Origin of the sequence: Chania multitudinisentens RB-25 (genome assembly GCF_000520015.2) — a bacterium.
Lineage (GTDB): Bacteria > Pseudomonadota > Gammaproteobacteria > Enterobacterales > Enterobacteriaceae > Chania > Chania multitudinisentens.
The window spans coordinates 2,476,349-2,500,752 of record NZ_CP007044.2 but is presented as its reverse complement, the minus strand read 5'-3'; the positions used below and the strand labels follow the sequence as shown (position 1 = coordinate 2,500,752).

Here is a 24,404-nt window from a genome sequence, read left to right as displayed (position 1 = left end):
TCCCCCTCCTCTACCCCATGCAAAAACCAGGCACTTATCCGACCAGCGGGTATTAATCTGCTTCTGAAATACCACTTTGCAAAGTCTTAGCTACACTTACCTCTGTCATTGGAGCCAATCGGAGAAGGACTATGGCAACGGGTCACTATGAGCTTAAAAAATCGAGTAAAGGACTGTACCATTTCATTCTAAAAGCCAGTAACGGAGAGGTTATTCTTTCCAGTGAGATGTATGCAAGCAAAGCGTCAGCGGAGAACGGTATTGTTTCTGTACAATCCAATGCTCCGCATGAAGCTCAGTTTGAAGTGAAGATCAGCAGTTGTAACAGACCTTATTTTGTGCTGAGAGCCAAAAACCATCAGGTCATCGGCACCAGCCAGATATTCAGTTCAGAAAGCGCGGCGAAAAACGGCGTTCGGTCCGTGATCAAACATGGCTCAACCCCACATGTGCGTGATGTGAATGCCTAGACAGGCCATCCCCCGGTTATGGAGAGCACTCAGTGACCGGGGAATGAATGAAACTCACTGCGTTGAATCACACACCCAAGCCTGATTTCCCCTGAATAATTCCGGTTATTTGCTGCTTTCTTGCCGAACAGCCGTTACAATCCCCCACTTTCGCTGCGCCATTGAGTGGCGCGCCGCTGACCTGCAATCAGACCGAGAATCACCATGTTTACACCAGAACTCCTTTCCCCGGCGGGAACGCTAAAAAACATGCGTTATGCTTTCGCCTATGGCGCCGATGCGGTATACGCCGGCCAACCACGTTATAGCCTGCGAGTGCGTAATAACGAATTCAACCATGAGAATCTGGCGCAAGGCATTAACGAAGCCCACGCTTTGGGGAAGAGATTCTACGTGGTGGTCAACATCGCCCCGCACAACGCTAAACTGAAAACCTTCCTGCGCGATCTGAAACCGGTGATCGACATGGGCCCGGATGCATTGATTATGTCCGACCCCGGTCTCATCATGATGGTGCGCGAGGCTTTCCCACAAATAGACATCCATCTGTCGGTGCAGGCCAACGCGGTCAATTGGGCTACGGTGAAGTTCTGGCAGCAGATGGGGTTAACGCGCGTTATTCTTTCACGCGAGCTGTCGCTGGATGAGATCGCGGAAATTCGCAGCCAGGTGCCGGATATGGAACTGGAAATTTTTGTCCACGGTGCGCTGTGCATGGCTTATTCTGGCCGCTGCCTACTTTCCGGCTATATCAACAAGCGCGATCCTAATCAGGGTACCTGCACCAATGCCTGCCGCTGGCAATACAAAGCAGAAGAAGGTAAGGAAGACGACACCGGAAGCATCGTGCATCAACATGAGCCAATCCCGGTGCAGCATATTGAGCCAACCCTCGGCATTGGTACGCCAACAGATAAAGTATTCATGCTTTCCGAAGCCCAAAAGCCTGGCGAATATATGAGTGCGTTCGAAGATGAACACGGCACCTACATCATGAATTCGAAAGACCTGCGGGCCATTCAGCATGTAGAACGCCTCACACAGCTTGGGGTACATTCGCTAAAAATTGAAGGGCGTACCAAATCTTTCTATTACTGTGCCCGTACTGCGCAAGTTTATCGCCGTGCCATCGACGATGCCGTAGCAGGCAAACCTTTTGATCCCACTCTGCTCACCACGCTGGAAGGTTTGGCGCATCGTGGCTATACCGAAGGTTTCCTGCGCCGTCACACGCATGATTCCCACCAGAATTATGATTACGGCTCCTCTCTTTCCGAGCGCCAACAATTTGTCGGTGAATTTACTGGTGTGCGCCGTAACGGTTGGGCTGAAGTTGACGTGAAAAACAAATTCTTGCTTGGCGATGAGGTGGAAATGATGACGCCGAGTGGTAACATCTTGTTTACTCTAGAAAGTATACAGAATAAAAAAGGTGAACCGATTAATATCGCACCGGGTAATGGCCATATTGTTTATTTGCCGATCCCGGAGGATGTTGACCTGAATTACGCATTGTTGATCCGCAATTTACCGGAAGAAAATAGTGAACCCCGCTAGAAAATTTATCGCCACTCAAATGAGTGGCAATTTTTAGCAAATATTAGAATTGGATCACATCAATTACTGTGTAGCTTAGTTATTATCACCTTGCTTAAAACTAAGAACGAAAATATTTGCATAGCAATACTAGGAACCACCTCCTTAGCCAGCCCAATCTCCCTTGGGTTGGCCTTTTCTTTGCCTTCTCCCAGGCTTTTGTTTTCCAAGATTATTAATGCGTAAATAACTCTTATGAGAATACTCTCAATTTTTAGAGTAAATAATAAGCCATTATCTCTTCTTGATATATAAATTATGCTATAGCGATTAATGAGTTCGCTCCTCTGGCTTATCTCTCTAGATAAATACTTTTTCAGCAGAAAAATAACTACCGCCGTCTAATGATCTTCAGCATTACATTATAAGATCACTCTCAAGAATATTCTCAACTTGCGATTTACCGTTTATATCCTCTATCTTTCAAACTACAGTGTTGTTTCTGTCATTGTCGTAAGTAGCACCAGCGGTTAATGACAGAACACAACTTGCCCCTTTTCACTGAGGATAGTTGCAATGAGTCAATATACGCCCGCGCTTCTCATCATCAATGGCAAAGGTGCTGGCAACGAGGAAATCCGTTCCTCGGTGAAACAGCTGCGAGATGAAGGTTTAACGTTACATGTTCGCGTTACCTGGGAGCAGGGTGATGCCGCACGCTTCGTCGCAGAGGCCAGTCAATTAGGAGCAAAAACGGTGATAGCCGGGGGTGGTGACGGTACGATCAACGAAGTCGCCGCTGCGCTGGCTCAGCTTCCGGCAGCCAAACGGCCAACCTTGGGGATTGTTCCGCTGGGTACCGCCAATGACTTCGCTACCGCTTGTAATATCCCCCTGGCACCGGAACAGGCGCTACAACTCGCGCTCAAAGGCCGAGCCGTGCCGATCGATCTGGCAAAAGTGAATGAGGATCGCTATTTCATCAATATGGCTACCGGCGGTTTTGGCACCCGCATCACCACCGAAACCCCAGAAAAACTGAAAGCAGTTTTAGGCGGCGTTTCCTACTTCATCCACGGTCTGTTGCGTCTGGATGCGCTGAAAGCTGAACGTTGTGAAATACGCGGGCCGGATTTCCGCTGGTCTGGTGACGCGCTGGTCATTGGCATCGGTAACGGTAAGCAGGCCGGTGGCGGGCAAAAACTGTGCCCCAATGCGCTGATCAACGATGGCCTGCTGCAATTGCGCCTGCTGACCGCCGAAGAATTACTGCCAACCTTGATCAGCACCCTGTTTAGCGGTGAAGCAAATAGCAGCGTGATCGATGCCTCATTACCTTGGCTTGAAATTCACGCCCCGCATGAGCTCACCTTCAATCTCGATGGCGAACCGCTGAAAGGTGAGCATTTTCGCATTGAATTGCTGCCAAATGCGATTGAGTGCCGCTTGCCACCGAATTGCGAGCTGTTGGATTAAGCTCTCACAGGCCCCCCACTCTATCCCCAGCTTTAACCCGCCGTTTTTAAGTTTTATTCATCTCTAAGCCCGACAATGTCGGGCACTTTTTATGCTCATCCCCTCTCTCCTCAGCGCCAAACCTTCCTTTCCTTTCATTTTAAACTTTCAAAATAAAATATTTTTCTTTCAAATTGTGATCCATTTAAAACAAATAGGTCCATAAAGTGACTACTGTAGAACCCATGGCGACAGAGCCGAAGTTCGCTCCAGGCCATTTCATCCATAACAGGAGAAAATAATGATTGAGCTAATAACCCACGGAGCCGAATGGTTTATCGGCCTGTTTCAGAAAGGCGGTGAGGTGTTCGTCGGCATGGTGACCGGCATCTTACCTTTGTTGATCAGCCTGTTAGTGATTATGAATGCGCTGATCAAATTTGTTGGCCAGGAAAGAATCGAACGATTGGCACAGCGTTGTGCAGGCAACCCACTTTCGCGCTACCTGTTGCTGCCGCTGATCGGTACTTTTGTATTTTGTAACCCCATGACCCTGAGCCTTGGGCGTTTTATGCCTGAGAAATATAAACCAAGCTATTACGCGGCAGCCTCTTACAGTTGTCACTCAATGAATGGTCTGTTCCCACATATCAACCCCGGTGAACTGTTCGTTTATCTCGGGATCGCCAGCGGCTTAACCACTCTGGGCCTGCCACTGGCTCCGCTGGCCGTAAGCTATTTCCTGGTGGGATTGTTCACCAACTTCTTCCGCGGCTGGATAACCGATCTCACCACCAGTCTGTTCGAACGCAAGATGGGCATCCAACTGGATCGTCAGGTTCAACTTTAATTCGTGGAGTACAGCATGAGTGCTTATATCCGTATTGAGAAAGGTGCTGGTGGTTGGGGTGGCCCACTGCAATTGGCTATCGAACCCGGCAAGAAAATCGTCTATATCACCGCAGGGACTCGCCCGGCGATCGTCGATAAGCTCAGCGAACTGACCGGCTGGCCAGCGGTGGATGGTTTCAAGGAAGGCGAACCACCGGCTGAAGAAATTGGCATCGCGGTTATCGACTGCGGCGGCACCTTACGCTGTGGTATCTATCCTAAACGCCGTATCCCGACCATCAACATTCATGCCACCGGTCAATCCGGCCCGCTGGCACAGTTTATTCTGGAAGATATCTACGTTTCCGCCGTGCGGGAAAACAATATCAGCCTGATTGAGCTTGCTGATGGCGCAACAACGACCACGGAACCCCCTGCTATTCCCAAGGTTCGCGACTATGACACCAGCAAGAAGATCACCGAACAAAGCGACGGATTGCTGGCGAAAGTCGGTATGGGGATGGGCTCGGTCGTCGCGGTGTTCTTTCAGGCCGGGCGTGACACCATTGATACCATTCTGAAAACCATCCTGCCGTTTATGGCCTTCGTCTCGGCACTGATCGGCATCATTATGGCTTCCGGGCTGGGGGACTTTATCGCACATGGCTTAACCCCGCTGGCCAGTAGCCCAATCGGCCTGGTGACGCTGGCGCTGATTTGCTCTTTCCCGCTGCTTTCACCGTTTCTCGGCCCTGGCGCGGTCATTGCTCAGGTGATCGGCGTATTGGTCGGCGTACAAATCGGCCTTGGGAACATTCCACCCCAGTTGGCGTTACCGGCACTGTTTGCCATTAACGCGCAGGCCGCCTGTGATTTTATCCCAGTGGGCCTGTCATTGGCCGAAGCCAAACAGGATACGGTGCGCGTGGGCGTTCCTTCGGTATTGGTTGGGCGTTTCCTGACCGGTGCACCGACCGTCCTGGTCGCCTGGGCGGCATCAGCCTTTATTTACCAATAAATTTCGGGGGGAACAATGAACACCATTTTCCAGACCACCATTATCCATATCGGCGGCTGCGCCCGTGATGCACTGCTTGATGACATGCTGATCACCTTTCGTGAAGGCGCTCCGGCAGATATCGAAGAGTACTGTTTCATCCACCAGCACGGTAATACCGCTGGTGATTTACAGGTCGGTGGGGCCATGGAGCTGGGCGGGCACCGCTACCCCATCACCGCCGTCGGTGCAGTGGCTAGCCAGAATCTGCGTGAACTGGGCCACGTTACCGTGCGTTTTGACGGCGAGGCCCAGGCAGAATTCCCTGGTTCGATCCACGTTATTGGCCCAACGCCTACCGATATCCCGTTAGGCAGTACGTTGAAATTTTTACTCTAAATCATTCAAGTCGCGGTTAACGCACAGATAACTTGAAGTATGACGGGTATATCGCTTAAGGAGTACAACATGTCTGAAGTAGCTGTAGTGATTGGTGGTGGTCAAACGTTAGGAGCCTTCCTGTGCCACGGCCTGGCTGAAGCCGGTTATCGTGTAGCAGTGGCGGACCTGAACGCTGGCAGCGCCCATCAGGTGGCACAGCAAATCAACCAGCAATACGGTGCCGATCGCGCCGCTGGGTTCCAGGCCGATGCCACCGATGAAGCCAGCGTTATCGCACTGGCAAAAGCGGTCGATCAGGCTTTTGGTCAGGTAAATCTGCTGGTGTACAGCGCAGGGATCGCCAAAGCGGCACCAATCATCGATTTCCAACTGGGGGATTTTGATCGCTCGTTGCAGGTCAATCTGGTGGGGTATTTTCTCTGTGCCCGCGAGTTCTCGCGCCTGATGATCCGTGATGAAGTTGCTGGACGTATTATTCAGATCAACTCCAAATCCGGCAAAGTCGGCAGCAAGCATAATTCCGGTTACAGTGCGGCCAAGTTTGGCGGTGTCGGGTTGACCCAATCGTTGGCGCTCGATCTGGCGGATTATGGCATTACCGTGCACTCATTGATGCTTGGTAACTTGCTGAAATCACCGATGTTTCAATCATTACTGCCGCAATACGCCCAAAAACTGGGGATCAAGCCAGAAGAGGTTGAGAAGTATTACACCGATAAAGTGCCACTGAAACGTGGCTGTGATTACCAGGACGTGCTGAACACGCTATTGTTCTATGCCAGTGACAAGGCATCGTACTGCACCGGCCAATCGATCAACATTACCGGCGGCCAGGTGATGTTCTGATTTTTGTGGGCTAGGTCTACCTGGCCTGCATTTTTTTAGAGGAGAACCACAAGATGACCAGCGCATTAATCACCTTTGCCGTTATTGCCTGGCTGATGCAAATCGCCCTCGGTTGGTGGCAGATCCAGCGTTTCAACCACGCCTTTGATCGCCTGTGTCAGTTGGGTAGCGTCGGGGTTGGCCGCTCCAGTGGGCGTTTCAAACCCCGCGTGATATTGGCACTGGCATTCGATGAGCAACAGCGGGTGTGCGGTAGCCTGCTGATGCGTGGCCTGACCATCTTCGCACAGCCCAAACAACTCAATATGTTACATGGCATGCATCAACAAGATTTATACCCAGATGTGATCTTCCCCGAGGATCAGGCATGCCAAACTGCACTATCGTTAGCGATTGGACCGAAACCATGATATTTTCACACTAAAAGACATTACCTTTCATAGTGAATTATTCACCGAGAGGAATGCTCAACTCTTGTGAACAGGAATCGCTATGAAACCAAAGCAACGGCAAGCCGCTATCCTTGAATACTTGCAGCGGCATGGCAAAACGGCAGTGGAGGCTCTGGCAGAACATTTTTCCACCACCGGCACCACCATCCGTAAAGATCTCACCCTGCTGGAAGAAGAAGGCGAAGTGATCCGCACCTACGGTGGTGTGGTACTCAGCCGTGATGACGGCGATCAACCCATCGATCGCAAAACCCATATCAATGCCGAAAAGAAACGCCAAATCGCCTATGCCGCTATCAAGCTGATTAACGATGGCGATTCGCTGATTTTTGACGCAGGCAGCACCGTGTTACAAATGGTGCCCCACCTGGCACAGTTCAATAACATCACTGTGATGACCAACAGCCTGCATATTGTCAATGCGCTGGTGGAACTGGACAATGACCAGACTATCCTGATGCCTGGTGGCACTTACCGCAAAAAATCAGCCTCGTTTCACGGCAGCCTGGCCGAATCAGCATTCCAGCAGTTCAGCTTTGATAAACTGTTTATCGGCGCTGACGGTGTCGATCTCAACGCTGGGGTGACCACCTTCAATGAGGTACATAATGTCAGCAAAGCCATGTGTGAAGCGGCCAGCCACATTGTGTTGTTGGTTGACTCCTCCAAGTTTGGCCGCAAAAGCCCCAATGTCGTCTGTGAACTGGGCGTGGTAGATACGCTGATCACCGATAAGGGCATCAACCCGGACTACCTCGCCGCATTACAGGCGAAAGGAACCAGGATCATTCTGGTAGGAGACACCGATGAGTAACGCCACTGCCCTACTCAACTTTGCCCGCGAAACGCTGGAGATTGAACTGGCGGAAGCACAACGTTTGTTAACCCGGCTGGATGACAATTTTGTACAAGCTTGCGAACTGCTGCTGAACTGCCGTGGCAAAGCGGTGATTTCCGGTATCGGTAAATCGGGCCATATTGGCAAAAAGATTGCCGCGTCGCTGGCCAGCACCGGTACGCCATCGTTCTTTGTGCACCCTGCGGAAGCATTGCATGGCGATCTGGGTATGATCGGTGCCGACGACGTGGTGATCTTTATCTCTTATTCTGGCCGCGCGAAAGAGCTGGATCTGATCCTGCCGTTGCTGGCGGAAAGCCAGATCCCAGTGATCGCACTCACCGGCGGCAAAGAGTCCCCGCTGGCGCTGGGCGCAACCTGTACCCTGGATATCAGCGTGGAGCGTGAAGCCTGCCCGATGGGATTGGCCCCCACCTCCAGCGCGGTCAATACCCTGATGATGGGCGATGCGCTAGCCATGGCTCTGATGCGCCAGCGTGGTTTCAATGCGGAAGATTTTGCCCGTTCTCATCCGGGCGGCAGTTTGGGCGCACGCCTGTTAAACCGCGTACACCATCTGATGCGTACTGGCGATCGCCTGCCTGTGGTGACTGAAAACACTAATGTGATGGCAGCCATGTTGGAACTGAGCCGCACGGGTTTGGGGCTGGTTGCGGTGTGCGATGCCCAGCAGAAAGTCGTCGGCGTATTCACCGACGGCGACCTGCGCCGTTGGCTGGTCAAAGGTAACAGCCTTGACGATACCCTGAGCCCGGCAATCACCCGCCCCGGTTACCGTTTGCCGGAACAATGGCGAGCCGGTGAAGCCTTGGAAGCCCTGCACGAGCAGCACATCAGCGCGGCCCCCGTGGTGAATATTGATGGTGTACTGGTAGGGGCAATTAACCTGCACGACCTGCATCAGGCGGGGATCGGCTAAGACTTATGCCGGGCACTTGCTGCGCCCGGCCTGCCTCACCACCAAGCATGGAAATGGTGTACTGGCCCAATTCCCTGCCCCACTTCCAGGCTATCGGCCTGCTGCAAAGCGTGTTGCAGATAGTTTTTTGCCTCAGCCACCGTCTCAGCCCAACTTTCGTGGCGCGGGCGCAATGCCGCCAGCGCCGCCGAGAGCGTGCATCCGGTGCCATGCGTGTGCCGGGTCGCCACACGTGGCGCAGTGAAACGCTGCTCCAGATTGGCGGTGAACAACCAGTCAGGGCTTTCGCCTTCGCTCAGATGCCCCCCTTTTATCAACACCGCCTGGCACCCCATCGCCAGCAATGCCCGCCCCTGCTCACGCATTTGTTGTTCGTTTTCGGCCGGTGCACATGCCAGCAACGCCGCCGCTTCCGGCAGATTGGGCGTGATGAGGGAAACTAACGGCAGCAATTCACGGCGGATAGATTCAACAGCTTCCGGTGCCAGCAGCGGATCGCCGCTTTTGGCCAACATTACCGTATCAAGCACTACGTGCGGCAGTTGATAGTGGCGCAGGCGTTCAGCAACCGCCATAACGATATCCGCATTTGCCAGCATGCCAATCTTGGCGCTGTCGATACGCACGTCACTGAGCACAGAATCAAGCTGTGCGGCCACAAAGGCCGGATCGATGTGGTACACCGACTGCACCCCACGGGTATTTTGCGCCACCAGCGCGGTGATCACGCTAGTACCATAAGCGCCCAGAGCCGAGAAGGCTTTCAGATCGGCCTGAATCCCCGCGCCACCGCTTGGATCGGTGCCAGCAATGGTTAAAGCATTAATACGTTTCATTGCAGATCCTCTGCCTTCAGTTGATAAAGTGCATCAAGAAACGCCGAGGTAAAACTGCCGGGGCCACTGCAACGCGCCACCGCCTTTTCACCGCACAGCGACATGACACGGCAAGCGGTTGCCACCTGATCCAGCCGCTCCCCCGGCAGGCTGCAAAAGGCAGCCACCACCGCTGATAACGCGCAACCGGTGCCTACCACCCGCGTCATCAGAATATCACCACCAGTCACAACCCAGTCACGCTCACCGTCGGTGATATAGTCAACCACCCCGGTCACGGCCACAATAGCACCACTGCTGCGCGCCAGCTCACGGGCTGCCGGTAAAGCAGCCAACGAATCGTCGTTGCTGTCAACGCCACGGCCACTGGCGGGTAAACCACTCAGCGCCATAATCTCCGACGCGTTACCACGGATCGCCGCTGGCCGCATCATAAGCAAACGCTGGGCAAAAGCAGTACGATAAACCAGGCCACCCACCGCAACCGGATCCAATACCCAGGGCTTTCCTGCCTGATTGGCCGCCTCAATCGCCGCTAACATCGATTCGGCCCGCGCGCTGTGCAGCGTACCAATATTAATCAGCATCCCATCCGCCAAGCGGCTGAACTGCGCAGCCTCAGCCGGTTCTACCACCATCGCTGGAGAAGCGCCCAAGGCCAGCAAGACATTGGCAGTTAATTCTTGTACCACTTCATTAGTCAGGCAGTGAATCAGCGGAGGATGGCGTTTAAATTGGTTAAAACAGGCCGCAGCACAAGTGCCGGGTAACACATCAGGCCGAGTAAACATATTTCTCCCAACCAGCGTTCAAGCAGGCAAAACTCGGATGAAATACCGAGACGGCCCCTACGCTGACATAATCCAGATCAAGTTATTTTGCGTTGCCTCATAAAACACTAAGACGTATCAAATATCAATATCAAAACAGGCAGTTATCATCTCAATGCGTTTCATGAAACCGCCAGCCTTTTAGTACAATAGAAAAAGCGGGATGATACTGAGAAGGAATAGCAAACCATAGCCTTTATTTTAAGTTGTTTCCTAAAGAGAAAATAATTGGAACAGTTTATATTTCTTTTCGGATAGTTAAGCATTTCTTTTGCAATCGCTATTCATAAGCGCTAAATGTTCCTGTATTGTCAGACAAAATTAGGTCAATCATGAGTATATTGACCCAAGCGAACTCTTCTTCGTATAGGGATTTGTGAAGCTAGGTTCGTCACAGGCTGAAATACTGTAATGCCTGGTTTCCTGGCTTGTTTTGTAGGTATTTCATGTTCGAGTGATTCGATTGGGTTCCCTGTATTTTATCAGTACAACAGGCAGAGGATTTCATGGACGATTTTTCTCAAACCAGGGTTATTGCTCATCTTCCCGAAGAAGGGCGGGCTTTACTGTTTTACGCCGTTGAAGGCACCGAATCGCTTTCCTCATCTTTCGCCTATACCATCAAATTGTTGAGCCAGCTACCGTTAGCGGCCCCGAAAACCCTCCTCGGCAAAACCATCACCCTGGAAATTCCTCTTCAACACAGTAAGGAACCACGGTACATCAATGGATTTATCACGCATATCAGCCAAACCACCACCGAACTGAAAGGCATCCAGTATCAGCAATACACCCTTACTGCTGAATCAGTGTTGTGGCCAATGAAGCTTGACCGGGAATTCCGTATCTATCAGGAAAAAACCGTTCCCGAGATCGTCAAAGATGTGTGTAAGCGCTTTGGTGTCACTCCAGATATCCGTTTGTCAGGCAGTTATCGCTCATGGGGCTACTGTGTGCAGTACGGTGAGTCCTCTTTTAATTTTATTTGCCGCATGCTGGAACATGAAGGGATATTCTGGTGGTTCAACCATGAGAAAACCAACCATACGCTGGTATTGTCGGACAGCCCGCATTCACAACCGGTTGCTGGTTATGAAACGATTGCCTGGGCTCCCACCCCTTCAGGCAGCACCACAAACAGGGAAGGCATCAGTGGCTGGACGGTCAACTGCCAGGCCACACCGGGCATCAGCATCATTGATGACTACGATTTCCGCAAACCCTATGCACAACTGCTTCAAGCAGTACAGAACCCTGTCGCACATCAGCCAGGCAGCATCCCGGTTTATGAGTGGCCGGGCCGTCTGGTAGAAAAAAATGATGCAGAGCATTATGCCCATCTGCGTCAGGAACGCTGGCAGATTGAGCATGAGATGATCACCGGAACCGGGAGCGCTGGGGGGATCACCACGGGTTACACCTTTACCCTGGCCTCACACCCTGCACCGGAACAGAATAAAGAGTATTTAGTCATCTCATCCACACTGAATATTCAGGAAAACGCCTATGCCAGCGGAGGCGAAGGGTGCTTTCATTCCGTTACGTTTACGGTCATTCCTGCAAATGTGCCGTTTCGTCCGGCACGTGTGGCTTCATGGCCGCGCACCCAAGGGCCACAGACCGCCAGAGTGGTCGGCCCTGCCGGGGAGTCCATTTGGACTGACAAGTACGGCCGCATCAAGGTCAGATTCCATTGGGACACTGACGGCCCTGGAGATGATACCGGTTCGTGCTGGATACGCGTCGCCTCCCCGTGGGCCGGGCAAGGTTATGGGGGCGTACAAATACCCCGCGTGAATGATGAAGTGGTCGTTGACTTTATCAACGGTGACCCAGACCGCCCCGTCGTGATGGGCAGAGTTTTCAATGAGGCCAACATGCCGCCGTGGGAACTGCCTGCGGCGGCCACACAGATGGGGTTCTTCAGCCGCTCCAAAGATGGTGGCAAGGACACCGGCAACGGCCTGCGTTTTGAGGATAAGGCCGGTGGCGAGCAGGTTTGGATTAACGCTCACCGTAACATGGACACAGCGGTGAAAAACGACGCGACCCATGCCATCGGTAATAACCTTACCGCCACCGTCGGTGCCAACGAAAGCCACACCGTTGAGGCCGATCGTGATCACCAGGTAAAGGGGAACGAAACCGTCACTGTCAAAGGGAACCGAACCGAGACCATCAATACCAACGAAACCGTTTCCGTGGACGGCAACCGGACGGAAACGGTCAAAGGCAACGAAACCTTGAGCATCACCGGAACGCGCACCGAAACCATCACCGGCGTTCATACCCTGAATACAAAAAACAATCAGCTCATCACGGTTGAAGGTGAACAGACACAGACTGTTATGCAGAACCGCAAGCACACCGTGCAAGCGAATGAAACCCTACATGTCACGGGTAGACAGAAACTCACCGTTGATGGCAACCAGACTACCCATGTGGGCGGGAAACAGTCGGTCACCGTCGATGGGAAACTCACCGAAAAATACAACACCGGGCAGGAAACCACCGTTACAGGGCACCAGGAAGTGACTGTTTCTGCGGGGCGCAGCCTCCATGTCACAGGCCAGGATGAACGTACCACCGTGGGCAGCGTAACAGATTCGGCCTCAGAGAAAATCACGCTTTCAGTGAACGGCAGCGCCATTGTTATTGACGGTAGCAGCATAGAAATTCAGGCCGGGGGCTCCGTGATTAAGATTGACGGCTCTGGAGTGGCGGTTAACGGGGCAAAAATCAAACTGAATGCCTGAGTGCGAGGAGAGCATAGTGGTATCAGCAGCAGACAATCCGGTTACGCGGCAGGTTTCAGTTCTCGCAGAACAGTGGCGCTCTGCCACGGAAAAGCGCGAGAAAGGCGGTCTGGTGGTGTTCAGAAGCCGTGCAGACACGGCGGATCTGACTCGCGCCTTTATCGCTTTTCAGGAAGAACAACCCGGTGCGCATGCTATTCAGGATTTGTTCGCTACTTTTTCATCTCCCTTTCTGACCGGATACGATTATTGCCTCAGCCTGTACAAAGAACTGACCAGCCGGGCAGGAGCGAGCGAACTTCCGGTTGCGCCTTGGGTGCCAGAACAGAAAGCCACCGCTCACATTCCAGAACTGCTTGCTGCTTTTGCCGACTTTATCCAGCATCATCAGGCACTCTTTGGCCGTTTTGTTATGGTACTGAGCCCTGAATCCGTTAGTGACGCCGCCGCCTGGCTACGCTGGCTGCAACAGGCGGTTTCCCTGCTGCCTGACAAGTTGTTACTGGTACTTTGCGATACGCATGAAGATCCGGCCTGGCAGCCGCTGATTGACAGAGACCAAGAGCAGAGTCTGCTCATCACCTCCCCTGCCGATGCATTCAGCCTGATGAAAGATACGTTACACCAGCAACCGGGTGGCGGAGATCCAGACAGCCAACGCTTTCGTTTACTGCTGCTGGACATTTTTATTCTGCTTGAACGCGGCACAGCACAGCAGGTCACTGACCGTGCACGTATGGCGTTATCTCTGGCGACGGAAAAACAGTGGCATGCTCAGTGTACGGTGGTTCAGAACATGATTGCAGGCAGCCATCTTAAACACGGCGATCCGCAACAGGCTATTTATTCTTACCGGGAAGCCGTCAGCGCTGCGGAGCGTATTCCAGAAAAAGAACTGCGCCTCACGCAACTGACACAGTCCAGATTCAGCCTGGCCGGGGCTCATTATGCCAACAAGGATTATGCCGAAGCCACGCTTCAGTATGTTGCAGGAGCAGGGCACGCTGAAGAAGCGGGTAACAGTTGGCTGACCATCGAAGGCTGGCGTATGGCTGGGCATTGCCAACTGATGGCGAAAAACATCGAAAAAGCCTCTTACTACTTTGCACAGGCCATCACGTTTGCCCAACCCCTTTCGTCCAATTCCCGGCAGATGACCTCTTTGCCTTTTCTATTTCAGGAATTAATGCTCTTTCACGACCAGGATCGCACTCAGGCGCTGACACATTGTGCTGACGAATGGCTGAAGAAGAAAAGCGCCATTATTCAGGAAACAGAGCATCTGGCAGAAAAACTGTCTTCCCCCGCCAATGCGGATGAGATTGATACTTTAGACGCATTGCTTAATCAGAAATTGGTTGCGGCGTTTAACCAGATACGCCTCAGCCGGGAGCAGATTATCCGGCAAGGGAATATCCCATTTCAGGAAGTGGTGATGCTGGCCCGTCAACTGCTGCACCCTTACTGGGCGGGTACTCCTGATATTGCGCATCCGCTGGATGATGCCCCCGGAAACTGGGAGACGCTGCCGGATTATTTAAGCCCAGGAGAAAAAGATACCGTGAACAATTTTATCACTCGCCATCAGGACACAGAAACCGCATGAAAACCTCATCGAAATACCTTATCGTCATCGTTTTTATTTTATTGATTATACTGTGGTTTTCATTTACAGACGGTGAAAATACTTCAGCCGCACGTGCGTTCATCCGCGAGCTGTTAAGAGCGATATTCTGAGCAGGCGAAGGGAGACGCGCTTATGGCTCATGCAAGCTCACACTTTGATCCGCAACTAGGTCTGGATTTGCATTTCTATCTGACCAGCCCTGTGCCGATACCGACGCCGCACATCGGCATTGTCTTTGATATTCCCGATTATCTGCCGATTATCGGTGGCACCATTGATGTGAACGGGCGCAAGCGCACTACCGCAGGAACCGGTGGCAAATGTATGCATATCCCCGTGGCAGGTGCCTGGCTGCCTCCGCAGGGATTCCCGATGGGCCCCCAGAGCGATGACGAACTGTTCATGGGTAGCAAAACCGTTTCTGCCGATGGCGACCCGTTCAGCCGCATCGGCGTTCCGGCCCTGAGCTGCAACGTGGTGGGGATGTTCCCCCCCTTCCGTACACGCAAGAAATTTAAAGTAAAACCCAAATCGCTGGAAATGCCCCTAAGCTTCAACGTTGCTATCCCCAATAATGTCATCGTTGGCGGCCCATTGACCGTCAACTGGATAGCGCTGGGGATGAAGGCTTTTTTTAAGGGCTTTCAACGCTTTAAAAAAAGCAACCTCTACCAAAAGGCGATGGACAAATTCAAGGCTGTGCGACAAAAGCTGTTTAAAAACATGGATTCGGGGTTCTGGAAATGTAATGTGTTCCGCGCAGAACCCGTCGATATCCGCGACGGCAGCGTGTATGTACAGCATCTGGATTTTACCCTGCCCGGGCGATTTCCACTGGTGTGGGCACGCACTTACCGTTCATCCGGCGAAGAAACTGTATCAGGGGTTTGCGGGCAACGCTGGCTGACACCGGCAGATACCACCCTCAGTTGGCACCCTGACGAAGGCGTTGGATTTTACCGTGCTGCCGGTGGGTTGAGCGTGTTAGGTGAACTTCCTGCTCTCCCCGGCGAGCAGCATGCGGTACCCATTTTTCCCGCGGGCTATCTCTGGTATACGGAAAACGACAACGGGACGGTGACCTGGACGGCCACTGATGATAAACAGACCTACTCCCATTTCACCACACCACGCACATTTTCTGAATCTGCCTGGGAATGCCCCATCAGCGCCATGGGTGATGGCTCAGGCAACGGCTGGCAGTTTGTTCGCAATGAACCGGGAATGCTCGTCAGCATTCATGAAATCACGCACCGTGGGCCTACGGGGCGTGAAATACATGCTGAAACGTCTCAGGGGATGCTCCTCTCCCTGTCTTTCCAAGACCCGCATGAAAAACGCTACCGCCCGCTGACCCGCTACGAATACGACCAGGCCGGTTACCTGAGCCAGGAAACCGATGCGGAAGGGTACCCCCGGCATTATCGCTACCATCAGGGCTATATGACCGCACATACCGACCGGCTCGGGCTGTCGTTTTATTACGATTACGATAAGCAATGGCGCGTTGTTCATGCCTGGGGCGACCAAGGGCTGTATGACTACCGTTTTGTCTGGCACGACCACCTCAATGAAACCGAAGTCACCAACTCACTCGGCAACACGTCCCGTATCCGTTTCAGCAGCGATGGTCTACCGGTAAGTGAAACCGACCCGGCAGGCCACATCACCACGTTCCTGTATAACGAAAGCGGCCTGCCCGTTCAGGTTTCCCTCTCCTCTGGTGCTGCATGGCAGTGGGAATATGATGACTACGGCCAGATGACGGTGGAGATTTCGCCTTCAGGCACCTGTGAAACATTCACCCGTGACCCGGCAGGCCACCTTACCAGCAGAACAGATGGCGAAGGTAACGTCTGGCAATATGAACATGACCGCCACGGCAATCTGATTAAGGAAAACGACCCAACCGGCCTTGAAAAACAATACCACTACAATGAATACGGCCAGTTAACGGAAAGCCGTGCTGCTGATTTGCCGGGTACTCAGGCCCGTTATGATGAATTCGGCTTTGTTTGCACACTCACTTCACCTGGTATCACCCCCCTACGGTTTGAACATGACAGTATGGGGCATCTTGTGGCTGAGACGGACAGCAATGGCGTTATCACCCGCTATTTCCGTGACAGAAAAAACCGCCTGGTCGCACAGCAACGCCAAGGGTTGATGGCCCTGCGCATCAGTTGGGACCGGGAAGACCAACCTGTTTTGTATCAGGACGACGGTGGCCGGGAAACCCGCCTGGAATACAGCGGCACCGGGATGCTGTCGCGTTGTGTCACGCCAGACGGCCATCAAGTCCGCTACCACTATGACACTGAAGAACAGCTTGTCGGCGTGAGTAACCCGAATGGGCAGCGCTGGACGCTGGTGCGTGACGCCCGCGGGCTGATTGTGGAAGAACGGGATTACTGGGGGCAGAGTACCCATTACGCCTATTCCGCCGATGGCTTGCTGACCCAACGCACAGATCCACTCGGCCAAGTATTACGCTATCGGTACAGTCCAGATGGCGCGCTGACGGAGAAACTGCCGGCAACCGGCGACATTCCACTGACTCGATATGACTACGACCGGCGCGGGCTACTGACGCAGTGCGACAATGCGCACCGGAAACTGTCATGGGAATACGATGCCGCCGGGCGTGTTTTGACGGAGATTCAGGATGGCTTCCGCCTGGAGCACCACTACAACCAGCACGGTCAATACATCAAGCGCACCAGTAACGCGGGTCATCAGGTTTGCTGGGGCTACAACGCTTTTGCTCAACCAGCATGGCTTCAACTGAATCAGGATAAACCGGTCACGCTTGGGTGGGATGAATGTGGCCGTCTGGCTCGCCAAGGGTTGAGCGAGACACTGGTCAAGGAGTTCCAATATGACGCCCACCACCGATTAACGTCACAATCGCTGGTCAATGCCGAACAGCCCCTGTTCAGCACCCAGTACCGCTGGGACAGGGACGGCAATATCACCGAACGGCAGGACAGCCTGGACGGTGCCCGCCGCTTCACTTACGATCCGATGGGTAAACTGCTGGCCGCAACACAGCCTGACGGCCATATTCTGAATTTTATCACCGATGCGGCGGGCAACCACTTGGCCACCAGCGTCAGATCGGTCAGCGATGAACCCGGCGGCTGGTTCCGCGAAGGAATGCGTGGGACAACCCGCTATGTCTATGACCGGGCGGGCAACCTTCGCCAGCGCCGCAACCTGACCCAGCCGGACAGCAGGCAAGACCTGGTCTGGGATGCAGAGAACCAGCTTATCCAGGTACACCAGAAAGGCACGGTGACCTACTACGGCTACGATGGCCTGGGAAGGCGCGTCACAAAACAAGGGGCAGAAGGGAGCCAGGTATTCTTCTGGCAGGGAAACCATTTTATTGCCGAGGCCCGGTCTGAAATCCCGCTACCGCTCTCCACCTCGGTGTACGACCTCCAGGCCCCGCATCAGCGTAAACTGCTGATAAAACAACTGCTGCCCGCCATCAGGGAATACGTTTACCTGCCGGGCAGCTATCAACCTTTGGCGCTAATCACGGAGGAAACAGATAACCGAACCAGTTACTGGTATGAATGCGATCCGAACGGTGCACCGATAAGACTGACTGATACACAGGGCACCCTGGTCTGGCATCAGCAGCATGGCGTATGGGGGGAGCCCGGCCCACAACGCGCCAATACCGTAGAAAACCCGCTGCGCTTTCAGGGGCAGTATTACGATCAAGAGAGCGGTTTACATTACAACCGTTATCGGTATTATGATCCGCACACCGCAGCGTTTATCAGTCAGGATCCGATAGGGCTGTTGGGGGGATTGAACCCTTATCAGTATGCGCCGAATCCGTTGGGGTGGATTGATCCGCTGGGGTTAACGTCTTCTCCATGTGGGCCTACAGGTCGAAGTAGAAATAGAACTCCAGATAAAGTCCAAGGTAAACCTAATTCAGAACAACAAGCCTTAATAGATATGGCTAGAATGGATTCCAAGAGAATTTCTCAAGGGAAAGGTCCAGTAACAGCCAAAGATGCAGATACCTATATAGAACTTGCGAATCAGCTTGGTATTCCGGTTAGAGCAAAACCCAATGATCTTAGTGGTGCACATGGGTATGGCCCAGTTCCCCCTGGTCCGACTGCTTCTCATATACATATTAATGGTGAACATATCCCGGTACCTCCAGGTTATACTCCACCTAGCAGCGCCATTATAATAAGGTAAAAAATAATGAAAAAATGGTATATAGTTAAAAGTAACTGGGAGAAAACCCTAAATAATCTGACTGCATTGGGGCTGAAAGAATATTATGGACTTGGGGGTAATCTTTGGCCTGAGTGTTCTCTTTATAATGAAATAGAAAAAGCAAGAGAATATATAGAATTAGATAGTGGTGAGTTTTTTTATGTTGTGACTGATGTATTTATTGCAATGAAATATTGTAAAGAATTAGAAGCACTAGAGGAGGGAGTGATTTTATTAGAACTTAAGGAGGGTGTTGATACTTATTGTGATGGTTATGATTTTGGTTCTCCTGATGGCGGATACTCTGTTATTGAAAGCGAAATTATAACAAAACTTGATACCGTATACGCGAAGCGTTTTTTGAATGATTATGGTCTTTTCTACAATTTAGAATCTCTTGAAGCTTTTTTGAATACACTAGATAGGAATTATGTTGAAGACATGTACTCATATCAACCGGTATCAATAAAAAATATAACTCACATGATTAATAATGAATATATATAACAAAACGGTGTCAAAGATGCTTATCCTAAGCAACGAACCCAGTGGCTGGTTCCGGGAAGGGATGCGTGAAACAACTCGCTATGTCTATGACCGGGCAGGCAACCTGCTGCGTCAGCGCCGAAACCTGGCCCAGCCGAACAGCAGGCAGGATCTGGTTTGAAATGTGGAGCAGCAGCTCATCCAGGTACACCAGAAAGGCACGGTGACTCACTACGGCTACAATGGTCTGGGCAGACGCGTTACCAAACAGGGAACAGAAAACAGTCAGGTGTTTTTCTGGCAGAGAAATCACTTGACTGCCGAAGCCAGCTCTGCAACTCCGCTACCTGAATCGGCATCCGTGTACGATCTCCAGGCCCCGCATCAGCGTAAACAGCGGATAAAACAGCTGCTGCCCACCATCAGGGAATACGTTTACCTGCCGGGCAGCTATCAACCTTTGGCGCTAATCACGGAAGAAACAGATAACCGAACCAGTTACTGGTATGAATGCGATCCGAACGGTGCACCGATAAGACTGATTGATACACAGAGCACCCTGGTCTGGCATCAGCAGCATGGCGTATGGGGCGAGCCCGGCCCACAACGCGCCAATACCGTAAAAACCCGCTGCGCTTTCAGGGGCAGTATTACGATCAAGAGAGCGGTTTACATTACAACCGTTATCGGTATTATGATCCGCACACCGCGGCGTTTATCAGTCAGGATCCGATAGGGCTGTTGGGTGGGATAAACCTGTATCAGTATGCGCCGAATCCGCTAAGTTGGATCGATCCACTTGGATTGAGTTGTGGGCCGACGAGAAGGACGAGAAGTAAGCCTGTTAATCTGCCAGCCTGAAGAAAATTAAGATAGATATAGATCATATTTTGGATAGGCATACATCTACGGGTAGGATAGCAAGGCAGAGTGGTATAAAAGACTTATTCCCTGAAAGTATATCTCCAACACAAATTGAAAATGCAGTTAAAGAGGCATATTCAAATATTAAAGTTAGACGATCCCAAGGTGATCGTGTATTGGGAACCGGCGTCGCGGGGGGGATGATAATAGAAATGTGGGTAAACAAAGCGACTAAAGTCATTGAGACCGCTTATCCCAAGAGGATGAGATGATGATTAGCTTAATAATTAATCCTAATTCTGTCCGTGTATCAAAGAGTAAAGTATCAACTCAAATATTTTCAGAAATCCACTTCCAAGTAGATAGCATGTTTTTCCCAGAAGAAAATTGGGATGATTTCACTGTAGTTATATTAGATTGGTGGTTACAGGAGGCTTGCCGCATTAGTCTCGATAGTAAGGGGTTTTTAGACTTATGGATGGGCCTTATTATTTCGAGGTGTTTTTAATTGATGGCGCTTATAACATCCATTTTATTAATGATAGATATAATGAAAAAGAAATTATTTTTATCAAAAAAGTAGCATGTAATGATTTTCTCAGCTCATTAACAAAAGGTGCAAACCTATTAATTAGAAACTTACCTCCTGAGGCTAAAAACTTAGAGGATGTAGTTAATTTTAAAAAAAATTTTAAGCTATTACAAAGTTATATAAAATCACTCCGTAGTTAATGCATTAGGTTAGGCCGGAAAGATCATCCCAATCTTTCCGGCTTTTTTATTTAACTCAAAACATCCTGCTTTATCGTAAGCTGCTCATTTACCCCTAATGGGGGCGAAGCTACAATATGACGACATTTGGCTTTCATCACGGCATTTACTGCGTGTTTTGCGACCTAAGGGCATCCGCTTCGCTTTCAGTAGCGTGAATGATTGCAGTTATTTCACTGATGCATTTTGTTTATTGAGGTGTCCGGTTAGTGTGGTTTAACGCCAGCGAATAAGCATGCTCATGCGTTGGTGTTGCAGGTTTGGGGGAGTGATGAAATTGACTGGCTGGCCGTGTTGCCGAAGATGAATTTGAAAGAAAAAGTAAGCAGTGTTAAAGTGGAAGGTCCGGTCAGCAGTGACTTTTTGCATATCCTGTCTGACCGAAACAATTTTTCCCTGGTGTTGGCTGGATTAGCTACCTGACCGAAAGGTCAGTTTTTTTACTATTCGCCTAACGAGGGTTATTATAGCTTGCGTTTCCTGATCTGTAAGTTGTGCTTAAGTTTTATACATACCTATACTTAGGTTTAGGTTATATCGCTAAAAGGGAAAATGAGACTGTAACGGAGCCTGTATGTTTTCTGCCTTCAATGAAAATCAGACCATAACGGAAACGCTCCGGGAGTATATAGATAGAAAGTTGTCCTCATTTGGCAGACTGGAATACGCTTATACGGTCGTCAGCAAAAAAAATCCGTCAGATGTACTCATTATTTCCACTTATCCTGATGAATGGGTTGAGCTCTACCGCACCAACAATTTTCAACTCACTGATCCTGTGATATTGACCGCGTTCAGGCGTACATCTCCTTTTGCATGGGACGAAAATATTACACTGATGTCCGACCTGAAGTTCACCAAGATATTTTCCCTCGCTAAGCATTACAATATCGTCAACGGCTTCACTTTTGTGTTGCATGATCATATGAATAACCTCGCGTTGTTGTCGGCCATCATTGACAACAACGAACAAGGGGAATTGGAAGCACGGCTCACGTCTGAGCGTGGGGCCATACAGATATTACTGATCGATATTAATGAACAGATGTATCGCCTTGCCGGCGCAAGCTCATCCGGTAGGCAAAGACATCATATGGATAGGGTAAAACCCATTTTTACCCCGCGGGAGAACGAAGTGCTGTATTGGTCCAGCATGGGAAAAACCTATGGTGAGATTGCCGCCATCGCAGGTATTTCCATGAGTACGGTGAAGTTTCATATGGGCAATATTGTCTCCAAGCTGGGCGTCAGCAACGCCCGCCAGGCGATCCGGCTGAGTGTCGAGCTGGAGCTTATCACAGCGACAGCGGCCAAGTAATAACTGACTCCGCAGGGTAGCCGTATTCGCTGATGAGCCCTGATGCCATCTGATCCCGATCCTCTGCTCCTGTCGGCAAAAATACCAGATAGATACGCTCTCGCTCGCTGAGGAAGGCTTCTTTAAGCGTCTTGATTTGCCATCCTGAACGTTTCAGTATTGTCTGCATCGGGCGACTTACAATAGTGTGAATACCGTTGCGTTCGTTGTGGCGAGCCCAGTTAATCATGGCAAGAAACAAAACCTGGCTGACCGGATAGCGCCCCCCTAGGAGTTGCCGCGCCCGGTCTTTATCGACAAAGAAACGGCTCGATTCTATACCGTTGAGAGGAAGCGGAACGGTGTCAAAACAAGCACGAAACGTGTGAGTTATCATATTGGGCTGTTCAAGGCCAATAAAGCGCACACTGCACACCAGTTGTCCATTGTACAAACCAAGAATATAGCGCGTGTCGGGATTATCAAATTCATCAAATTCCAAGTCGACGTTGCACACTACATCCCATCTCAGCCGGTCGCTGAAGGTTTTTTTTCTCAACCGATAAAGTTCATTCGAGTGCGTCACCTTCAGCTCATCATAGCTGACATCAAACAGTTCAAGCATTCCATTGAGAATGTTTTGTGTCCCTGTTTCTATTCCTTTTTTATTCATTGTTTGCTGAGCCTCGGATCCTCATAATTGTCTGTCTTGATGTTTTAAATTCACGGGCCACACTTGCTTGATCTGCGCACCAGATCTTGGACAACCTTAATGCTGCTTGACTTAGCCTATATTGCACAGGGCTGAGACCACCAAGTTTTTCCTTTATCCTCATATGGTTATAGTAATCAATATATTTGACGATGTCCCGCCTTAAGTGATCCACACTTTCATATTTGTGTGATTCATAGACATCGTTTCACTATAATACCTCGCTATGAACAGGGAAATTCAGTAGCGGTTACAGTGGGTAAAACTCTATGAAACGTCCGGTGATACGGGGTTCGTATGCCGTCGTTGTGGTATTTCTCGCCCCACATTGCGTAAATAGTGGCGCAGATATCTGGCTCAAGGCATCGCTGGTTTGGAAAGTCATAGCCGTCGCCCTAAACGCTCACCATCAACGAAAACCGGCGCTGGTGAAGTCGCTCTGATCCTGGAGTTACGTTCCCTGCGAAATTTGGGGGCAAGGCGGATTCAGAACGAGTTAAAACGGCTTCATTCAATCTCACTGGCAATGGCAACGATCCATAAAGTCCTTTGCCAGAATCAGGTTAAACCTGTTGTTAAATTCCGGCGTAAAGCTGATTTCATTCGCTACGAACGCCCTGTTCCCGGTGATCGGGTCCAGATGGATACCTGTAAAATTGGCCCCGGCTTATATCAGTACACATCTGTTGACGATTGCACCCGCTACAGAGTCCTAAGGCTCTACTCTCGCCGCACGGCTGCCAATACACTGGATTTTATTGATTGTGTTATTGGAGAAATACAGCGCTTTCAGACAGACCGGGGAAGAGAGTTTTTTGCCGTTAAAGTGCAGGAAAGGTTGAAAGAATACGGCATCAAGTTTCGTCCAAATAAACCTGCTTCGCCTCATCTTAATGGCAAAGTTGAACGTTCCCAAAAGACAGACAAAGCAGAGTTCTACGCTACCGTGGATCTCTCAGTTGATGACCTGAAGGCGCTACTGGCAGAATGGCAGCATTACTATAACTGGGAACATCCTCATAACGCTCACAACGGTAAAACTCCGATGGAGCGCTACTTCGAACTTGCTGAGCAAACGCCATACTCTGATGCTGTTCACACAAACTATCAGCCCAATGAAGAACATATACAGGAACAAAATTACAAGCTCGAACTTGAACTGAGAAAATTGAAACGATGTCTATGAATCACACATCTGACCAAACCGTGA

23 protein-coding genes and 2 pseudogenes are annotated in these 24,404 nt (G+C 50.9%); 21 read left to right on the top strand and 4 right to left on the bottom strand.

Features of this window, described 5'->3' with window-relative positions:
* Positions 1–131: 131 nt before the first annotated feature.
* The 10 genes from Z042_RS11000 to gutQ all read left to right on the top strand — a co-directional run bounded on the left by Z042_RS11000 (position 132) and on the right by gutQ (position 8,767).
* Positions 132–470 carry a YegP family protein gene (locus tag Z042_RS11000; RefSeq protein ID WP_024912667.1) on the top strand — a complete coding sequence of 113 codons (339 nt, stop codon included), beginning with the start codon at positions 132–134 and terminating at the stop codon, positions 468–470.
* A 204-nt stretch (positions 471–674) separates the two neighbouring features.
* Positions 675–2,027 carry a prephenate-dependent tRNA uridine(34) hydroxylase TrhP gene (trhP, locus tag Z042_RS10995; RefSeq protein WP_024912666.1) on the top strand — a complete coding sequence of 451 codons (1,353 nt, stop codon included), beginning with the start codon at positions 675–677 and terminating at the stop codon, positions 2,025–2,027.
* 555 nt (positions 2,028–2,582) lie between these two features.
* Positions 2,583–3,482 carry a lipid kinase YegS gene (gene yegS / locus Z042_RS10990; RefSeq protein ID WP_024912665.1) on the top strand — a complete coding sequence of 300 codons (900 nt, stop codon included), beginning with the start codon at positions 2,583–2,585 and terminating at the stop codon, positions 3,480–3,482.
* 280 nt (positions 3,483–3,762) lie between these two features.
* Entirely contained in the window at positions 3,763–4,311 is a 549-nt protein-coding gene (gene srlA / locus Z042_RS10985; RefSeq protein ID WP_024912664.1) for a PTS glucitol/sorbitol transporter subunit IIC, read from the top strand.
* A 15-nt stretch (positions 4,312–4,326) separates the two neighbouring features.
* Complete coding sequence (gene srlE, locus Z042_RS10980) at positions 4,327–5,310, top strand: PTS glucitol/sorbitol transporter subunit IIB (RefSeq protein ID WP_024912663.1); 984 nt, start codon at positions 4,327–4,329, stop codon at positions 5,308–5,310.
* A 15-nt stretch (positions 5,311–5,325) separates the two neighbouring features.
* Entirely contained in the window at positions 5,326–5,688 is a 363-nt protein-coding gene (gene srlB, locus Z042_RS10975; RefSeq protein ID WP_024912662.1) for a PTS glucitol/sorbitol transporter subunit IIA, read from the top strand.
* Positions 5,689–5,757: 69 nt separating this feature from the next.
* Complete coding sequence (gene srlD / locus Z042_RS10970; protein ID WP_024912661.1) at positions 5,758–6,537, top strand: sorbitol-6-phosphate dehydrogenase; 780 nt, start codon at positions 5,758–5,760, stop codon at positions 6,535–6,537.
* A 53-nt stretch (positions 6,538–6,590) separates the two neighbouring features.
* Complete coding sequence (gene gutM / locus Z042_RS10965; protein ID WP_024912660.1) at positions 6,591–6,947, top strand: transcriptional regulator GutM; 357 nt, start codon at positions 6,591–6,593, stop codon at positions 6,945–6,947.
* A gap of 82 nt (positions 6,948–7,029) precedes the next feature.
* Positions 7,030–7,803, top strand: a complete 774-nt coding sequence (gene srlR / locus Z042_RS10960) for a glucitol operon DNA-binding transcriptional repressor SrlR (RefSeq protein WP_024912659.1) — start codon at positions 7,030–7,032, stop codon at positions 7,801–7,803.
* Entirely contained in the window at positions 7,796–8,767 is a 972-nt protein-coding gene (gene gutQ, locus Z042_RS10955; protein ID WP_024912658.1) for an arabinose-5-phosphate isomerase GutQ, read from the top strand. The genes srlR and gutQ overlap by 8 nt, the downstream gene beginning before the upstream one ends.
* Positions 8,768–8,802: 35 nt before the next feature.
* On the opposite strand, the gene thiD is transcribed toward gutQ, so the two are convergent.
* Both thiD and thiM read right to left on the bottom strand, forming a co-directional pair.
* The gene (thiD, locus tag Z042_RS10950) at positions 8,803–9,603 is read right to left on the bottom strand and encodes a bifunctional hydroxymethylpyrimidine kinase/phosphomethylpyrimidine kinase (RefSeq protein ID WP_024912657.1); all 801 of its coding nucleotides are present in this window, start codon (positions 9,601–9,603) and stop codon (positions 8,803–8,805) included.
* Positions 9,600–10,394, bottom strand: coding sequence for a hydroxyethylthiazole kinase (gene thiM / locus Z042_RS10945; protein WP_024912656.1), 795 nt, complete (start codon positions 10,392–10,394; stop codon positions 9,600–9,602). The genes thiD and thiM overlap by 4 nt, the downstream gene beginning before the upstream one ends.
* A gap of 545 nt (positions 10,395–10,939) precedes the next feature.
* Here thiM and Z042_RS10940 point away from each other — a divergent pair.
* The 10 genes from Z042_RS10940 (at position 10,940) to Z042_RS10910 (ending at position 22,503) form a co-directional block, all read left to right on the top strand.
* Positions 10,940–13,189 (top strand): type VI secretion system Vgr family protein, encoded by a 2,250-nt coding sequence (locus tag Z042_RS10940; protein ID WP_037406611.1) that lies wholly within the window; start codon positions 10,940–10,942, stop codon positions 13,187–13,189.
* Between the two features lie 16 nt (positions 13,190–13,205).
* Positions 13,206–14,795 carry a tetratricopeptide repeat protein gene (locus Z042_RS10935; RefSeq protein ID WP_024912654.1) on the top strand — a complete coding sequence of 530 codons (1,590 nt, stop codon included), beginning with the start codon at positions 13,206–13,208 and terminating at the stop codon, positions 14,793–14,795.
* A gap of 153 nt (positions 14,796–14,948) precedes the next feature.
* Positions 14,949–19,043, top strand: coding sequence for an RHS repeat-associated core domain-containing protein (locus tag Z042_RS10930; RefSeq protein WP_024912653.1), 4,095 nt, complete (start codon positions 14,949–14,951; stop codon positions 19,041–19,043).
* Positions 19,044–19,049: 6 nt separating this feature from the next.
* Complete coding sequence (locus tag Z042_RS10925; RefSeq protein ID WP_024912652.1) at positions 19,050–19,571, top strand: hypothetical protein; 522 nt, start codon at positions 19,050–19,052, stop codon at positions 19,569–19,571.
* A 16-nt stretch (positions 19,572–19,587) separates the two neighbouring features.
* Positions 19,588–19,731: a hypothetical protein gene (locus tag Z042_RS25970; RefSeq protein ID WP_162149747.1), complete on the top strand. Its 144-nt coding sequence runs from the start codon at positions 19,588–19,590 to the stop codon at positions 19,729–19,731.
* A gap of 3 nt (positions 19,732–19,734) precedes the next feature.
* A complete protein-coding gene (locus Z042_RS26755; RefSeq protein WP_024912651.1) occupies positions 19,735–20,286 on the top strand; it encodes an RHS domain-containing protein in 552 nt (183 codons plus the stop codon).
* A complete protein-coding gene (locus Z042_RS26860) occupies positions 20,181–20,411 on the top strand; it encodes an RHS repeat-associated core domain-containing protein (RefSeq protein WP_417903536.1) in 231 nt (76 codons plus the stop codon). Before Z042_RS26755 ends, Z042_RS26860 begins: the two co-directional genes overlap by 106 nt.
* A 29-nt stretch (positions 20,412–20,440) precedes the next feature.
* Complete coding sequence (locus tag Z042_RS26855) at positions 20,441–20,686, top strand: EndoU domain-containing protein (RefSeq protein WP_071882822.1); 246 nt, start codon at positions 20,441–20,443, stop codon at positions 20,684–20,686.
* A gap of 202 nt (positions 20,687–20,888) precedes the next feature.
* Positions 20,889–21,146 (top strand): hypothetical protein, encoded by a 258-nt coding sequence (locus Z042_RS10915; RefSeq protein WP_024912650.1) that lies wholly within the window; start codon positions 20,889–20,891, stop codon positions 21,144–21,146.
* Positions 21,147–21,759: 613 nt separating this feature from the next.
* Positions 21,760–22,503, top strand: a complete 744-nt coding sequence (locus Z042_RS10910; protein ID WP_024912649.1) for a helix-turn-helix transcriptional regulator — start codon at positions 21,760–21,762, stop codon at positions 22,501–22,503.
* On the opposite strand, the gene Z042_RS10905 is transcribed toward Z042_RS10910, so the two are convergent.
* Positions 22,481–23,107, bottom strand: coding sequence for an acyl-homoserine-lactone synthase (locus Z042_RS10905; RefSeq protein ID WP_024912648.1), 627 nt, complete (start codon positions 23,105–23,107; stop codon positions 22,481–22,483). The two genes, Z042_RS10910 and Z042_RS10905, sit on opposite strands and share 23 nt — an antisense overlap.
* Positions 23,108–23,270: 163 nt before the next feature.
* Positions 23,271–23,360: pseudogene (locus tag Z042_RS26580) on the bottom strand (IS3 family transposase); the annotation flags it as partial.
* 60 nt (positions 23,361–23,420) lie between these two features.
* On the opposite strand from Z042_RS26580, the pseudogene Z042_RS10900 reads away from it, so the two are divergent.
* Positions 23,421–24,380: pseudogene (locus Z042_RS10900) on the top strand (IS481 family transposase).
* Positions 24,381–24,404 lie beyond the last annotated feature (24 nt).

Bases quoted from the DNA above. Each gene is read 5' to 3' on its own strand.
- Z042_RS11000 (WP_024912667.1), top strand. From the start codon at position 132: ATGGCAACGGGTCACTATGAGCTTAAAAAATCGAGTAAAGGACTGTAC.
- trhP (WP_024912666.1), top strand. From the start codon at position 675: ATGTTTACACCAGAACTCCTTTCCCCGGCGGGAACGCTAAAAAACATG.
- yegS (WP_024912665.1), top strand. From the start codon at position 2,583: ATGAGTCAATATACGCCCGCGCTTCTCATCATCAATGGCAAAGGTGCT.
- srlA (WP_024912664.1), top strand. From the start codon at position 3,763: ATGATTGAGCTAATAACCCACGGAGCCGAATGGTTTATCGGCCTGTTT.
- srlE (WP_024912663.1), top strand. From the start codon at position 4,327: ATGAGTGCTTATATCCGTATTGAGAAAGGTGCTGGTGGTTGGGGTGGC.
- srlB (WP_024912662.1), top strand. From the start codon at position 5,326: ATGAACACCATTTTCCAGACCACCATTATCCATATCGGCGGCTGCGCC.
- srlD (WP_024912661.1), top strand. From the start codon at position 5,758: ATGTCTGAAGTAGCTGTAGTGATTGGTGGTGGTCAAACGTTAGGAGCC.
- gutM (WP_024912660.1), top strand. From the start codon at position 6,591: ATGACCAGCGCATTAATCACCTTTGCCGTTATTGCCTGGCTGATGCAA.
- srlR (WP_024912659.1), top strand. From the start codon at position 7,030: ATGAAACCAAAGCAACGGCAAGCCGCTATCCTTGAATACTTGCAGCGG.
- gutQ (WP_024912658.1), top strand. From the start codon at position 7,796: ATGAGTAACGCCACTGCCCTACTCAACTTTGCCCGCGAAACGCTGGAG.
- thiD (WP_024912657.1), bottom strand. From the start codon at position 9,603: ATGAAACGTATTAATGCTTTAACCATTGCTGGCACCGATCCAAGCGGT.
- thiM (WP_024912656.1), bottom strand. From the start codon at position 10,394: ATGTTTACTCGGCCTGATGTGTTACCCGGCACTTGTGCTGCGGCCTGT.
- Z042_RS10940 (WP_037406611.1), top strand. From the start codon at position 10,940: ATGGACGATTTTTCTCAAACCAGGGTTATTGCTCATCTTCCCGAAGAA.
- Z042_RS10930 (WP_024912653.1), top strand. From the start codon at position 14,949: ATGGCTCATGCAAGCTCACACTTTGATCCGCAACTAGGTCTGGATTTG.
- Z042_RS10925 (WP_024912652.1), top strand. From the start codon at position 19,050: ATGAAAAAATGGTATATAGTTAAAAGTAACTGGGAGAAAACCCTAAAT.
- Z042_RS25970 (WP_162149747.1), top strand. From the start codon at position 19,588: ATGCTTATCCTAAGCAACGAACCCAGTGGCTGGTTCCGGGAAGGGATG.
- Z042_RS10915 (WP_024912650.1), top strand. From the start codon at position 20,889: ATGGATGGGCCTTATTATTTCGAGGTGTTTTTAATTGATGGCGCTTAT.
- Z042_RS10910 (WP_024912649.1), top strand. From the start codon at position 21,760: ATGTTTTCTGCCTTCAATGAAAATCAGACCATAACGGAAACGCTCCGG.
- Z042_RS10905 (WP_024912648.1), bottom strand. From the start codon at position 23,107: ATGCTTGAACTGTTTGATGTCAGCTATGATGAGCTGAAGGTGACGCAC.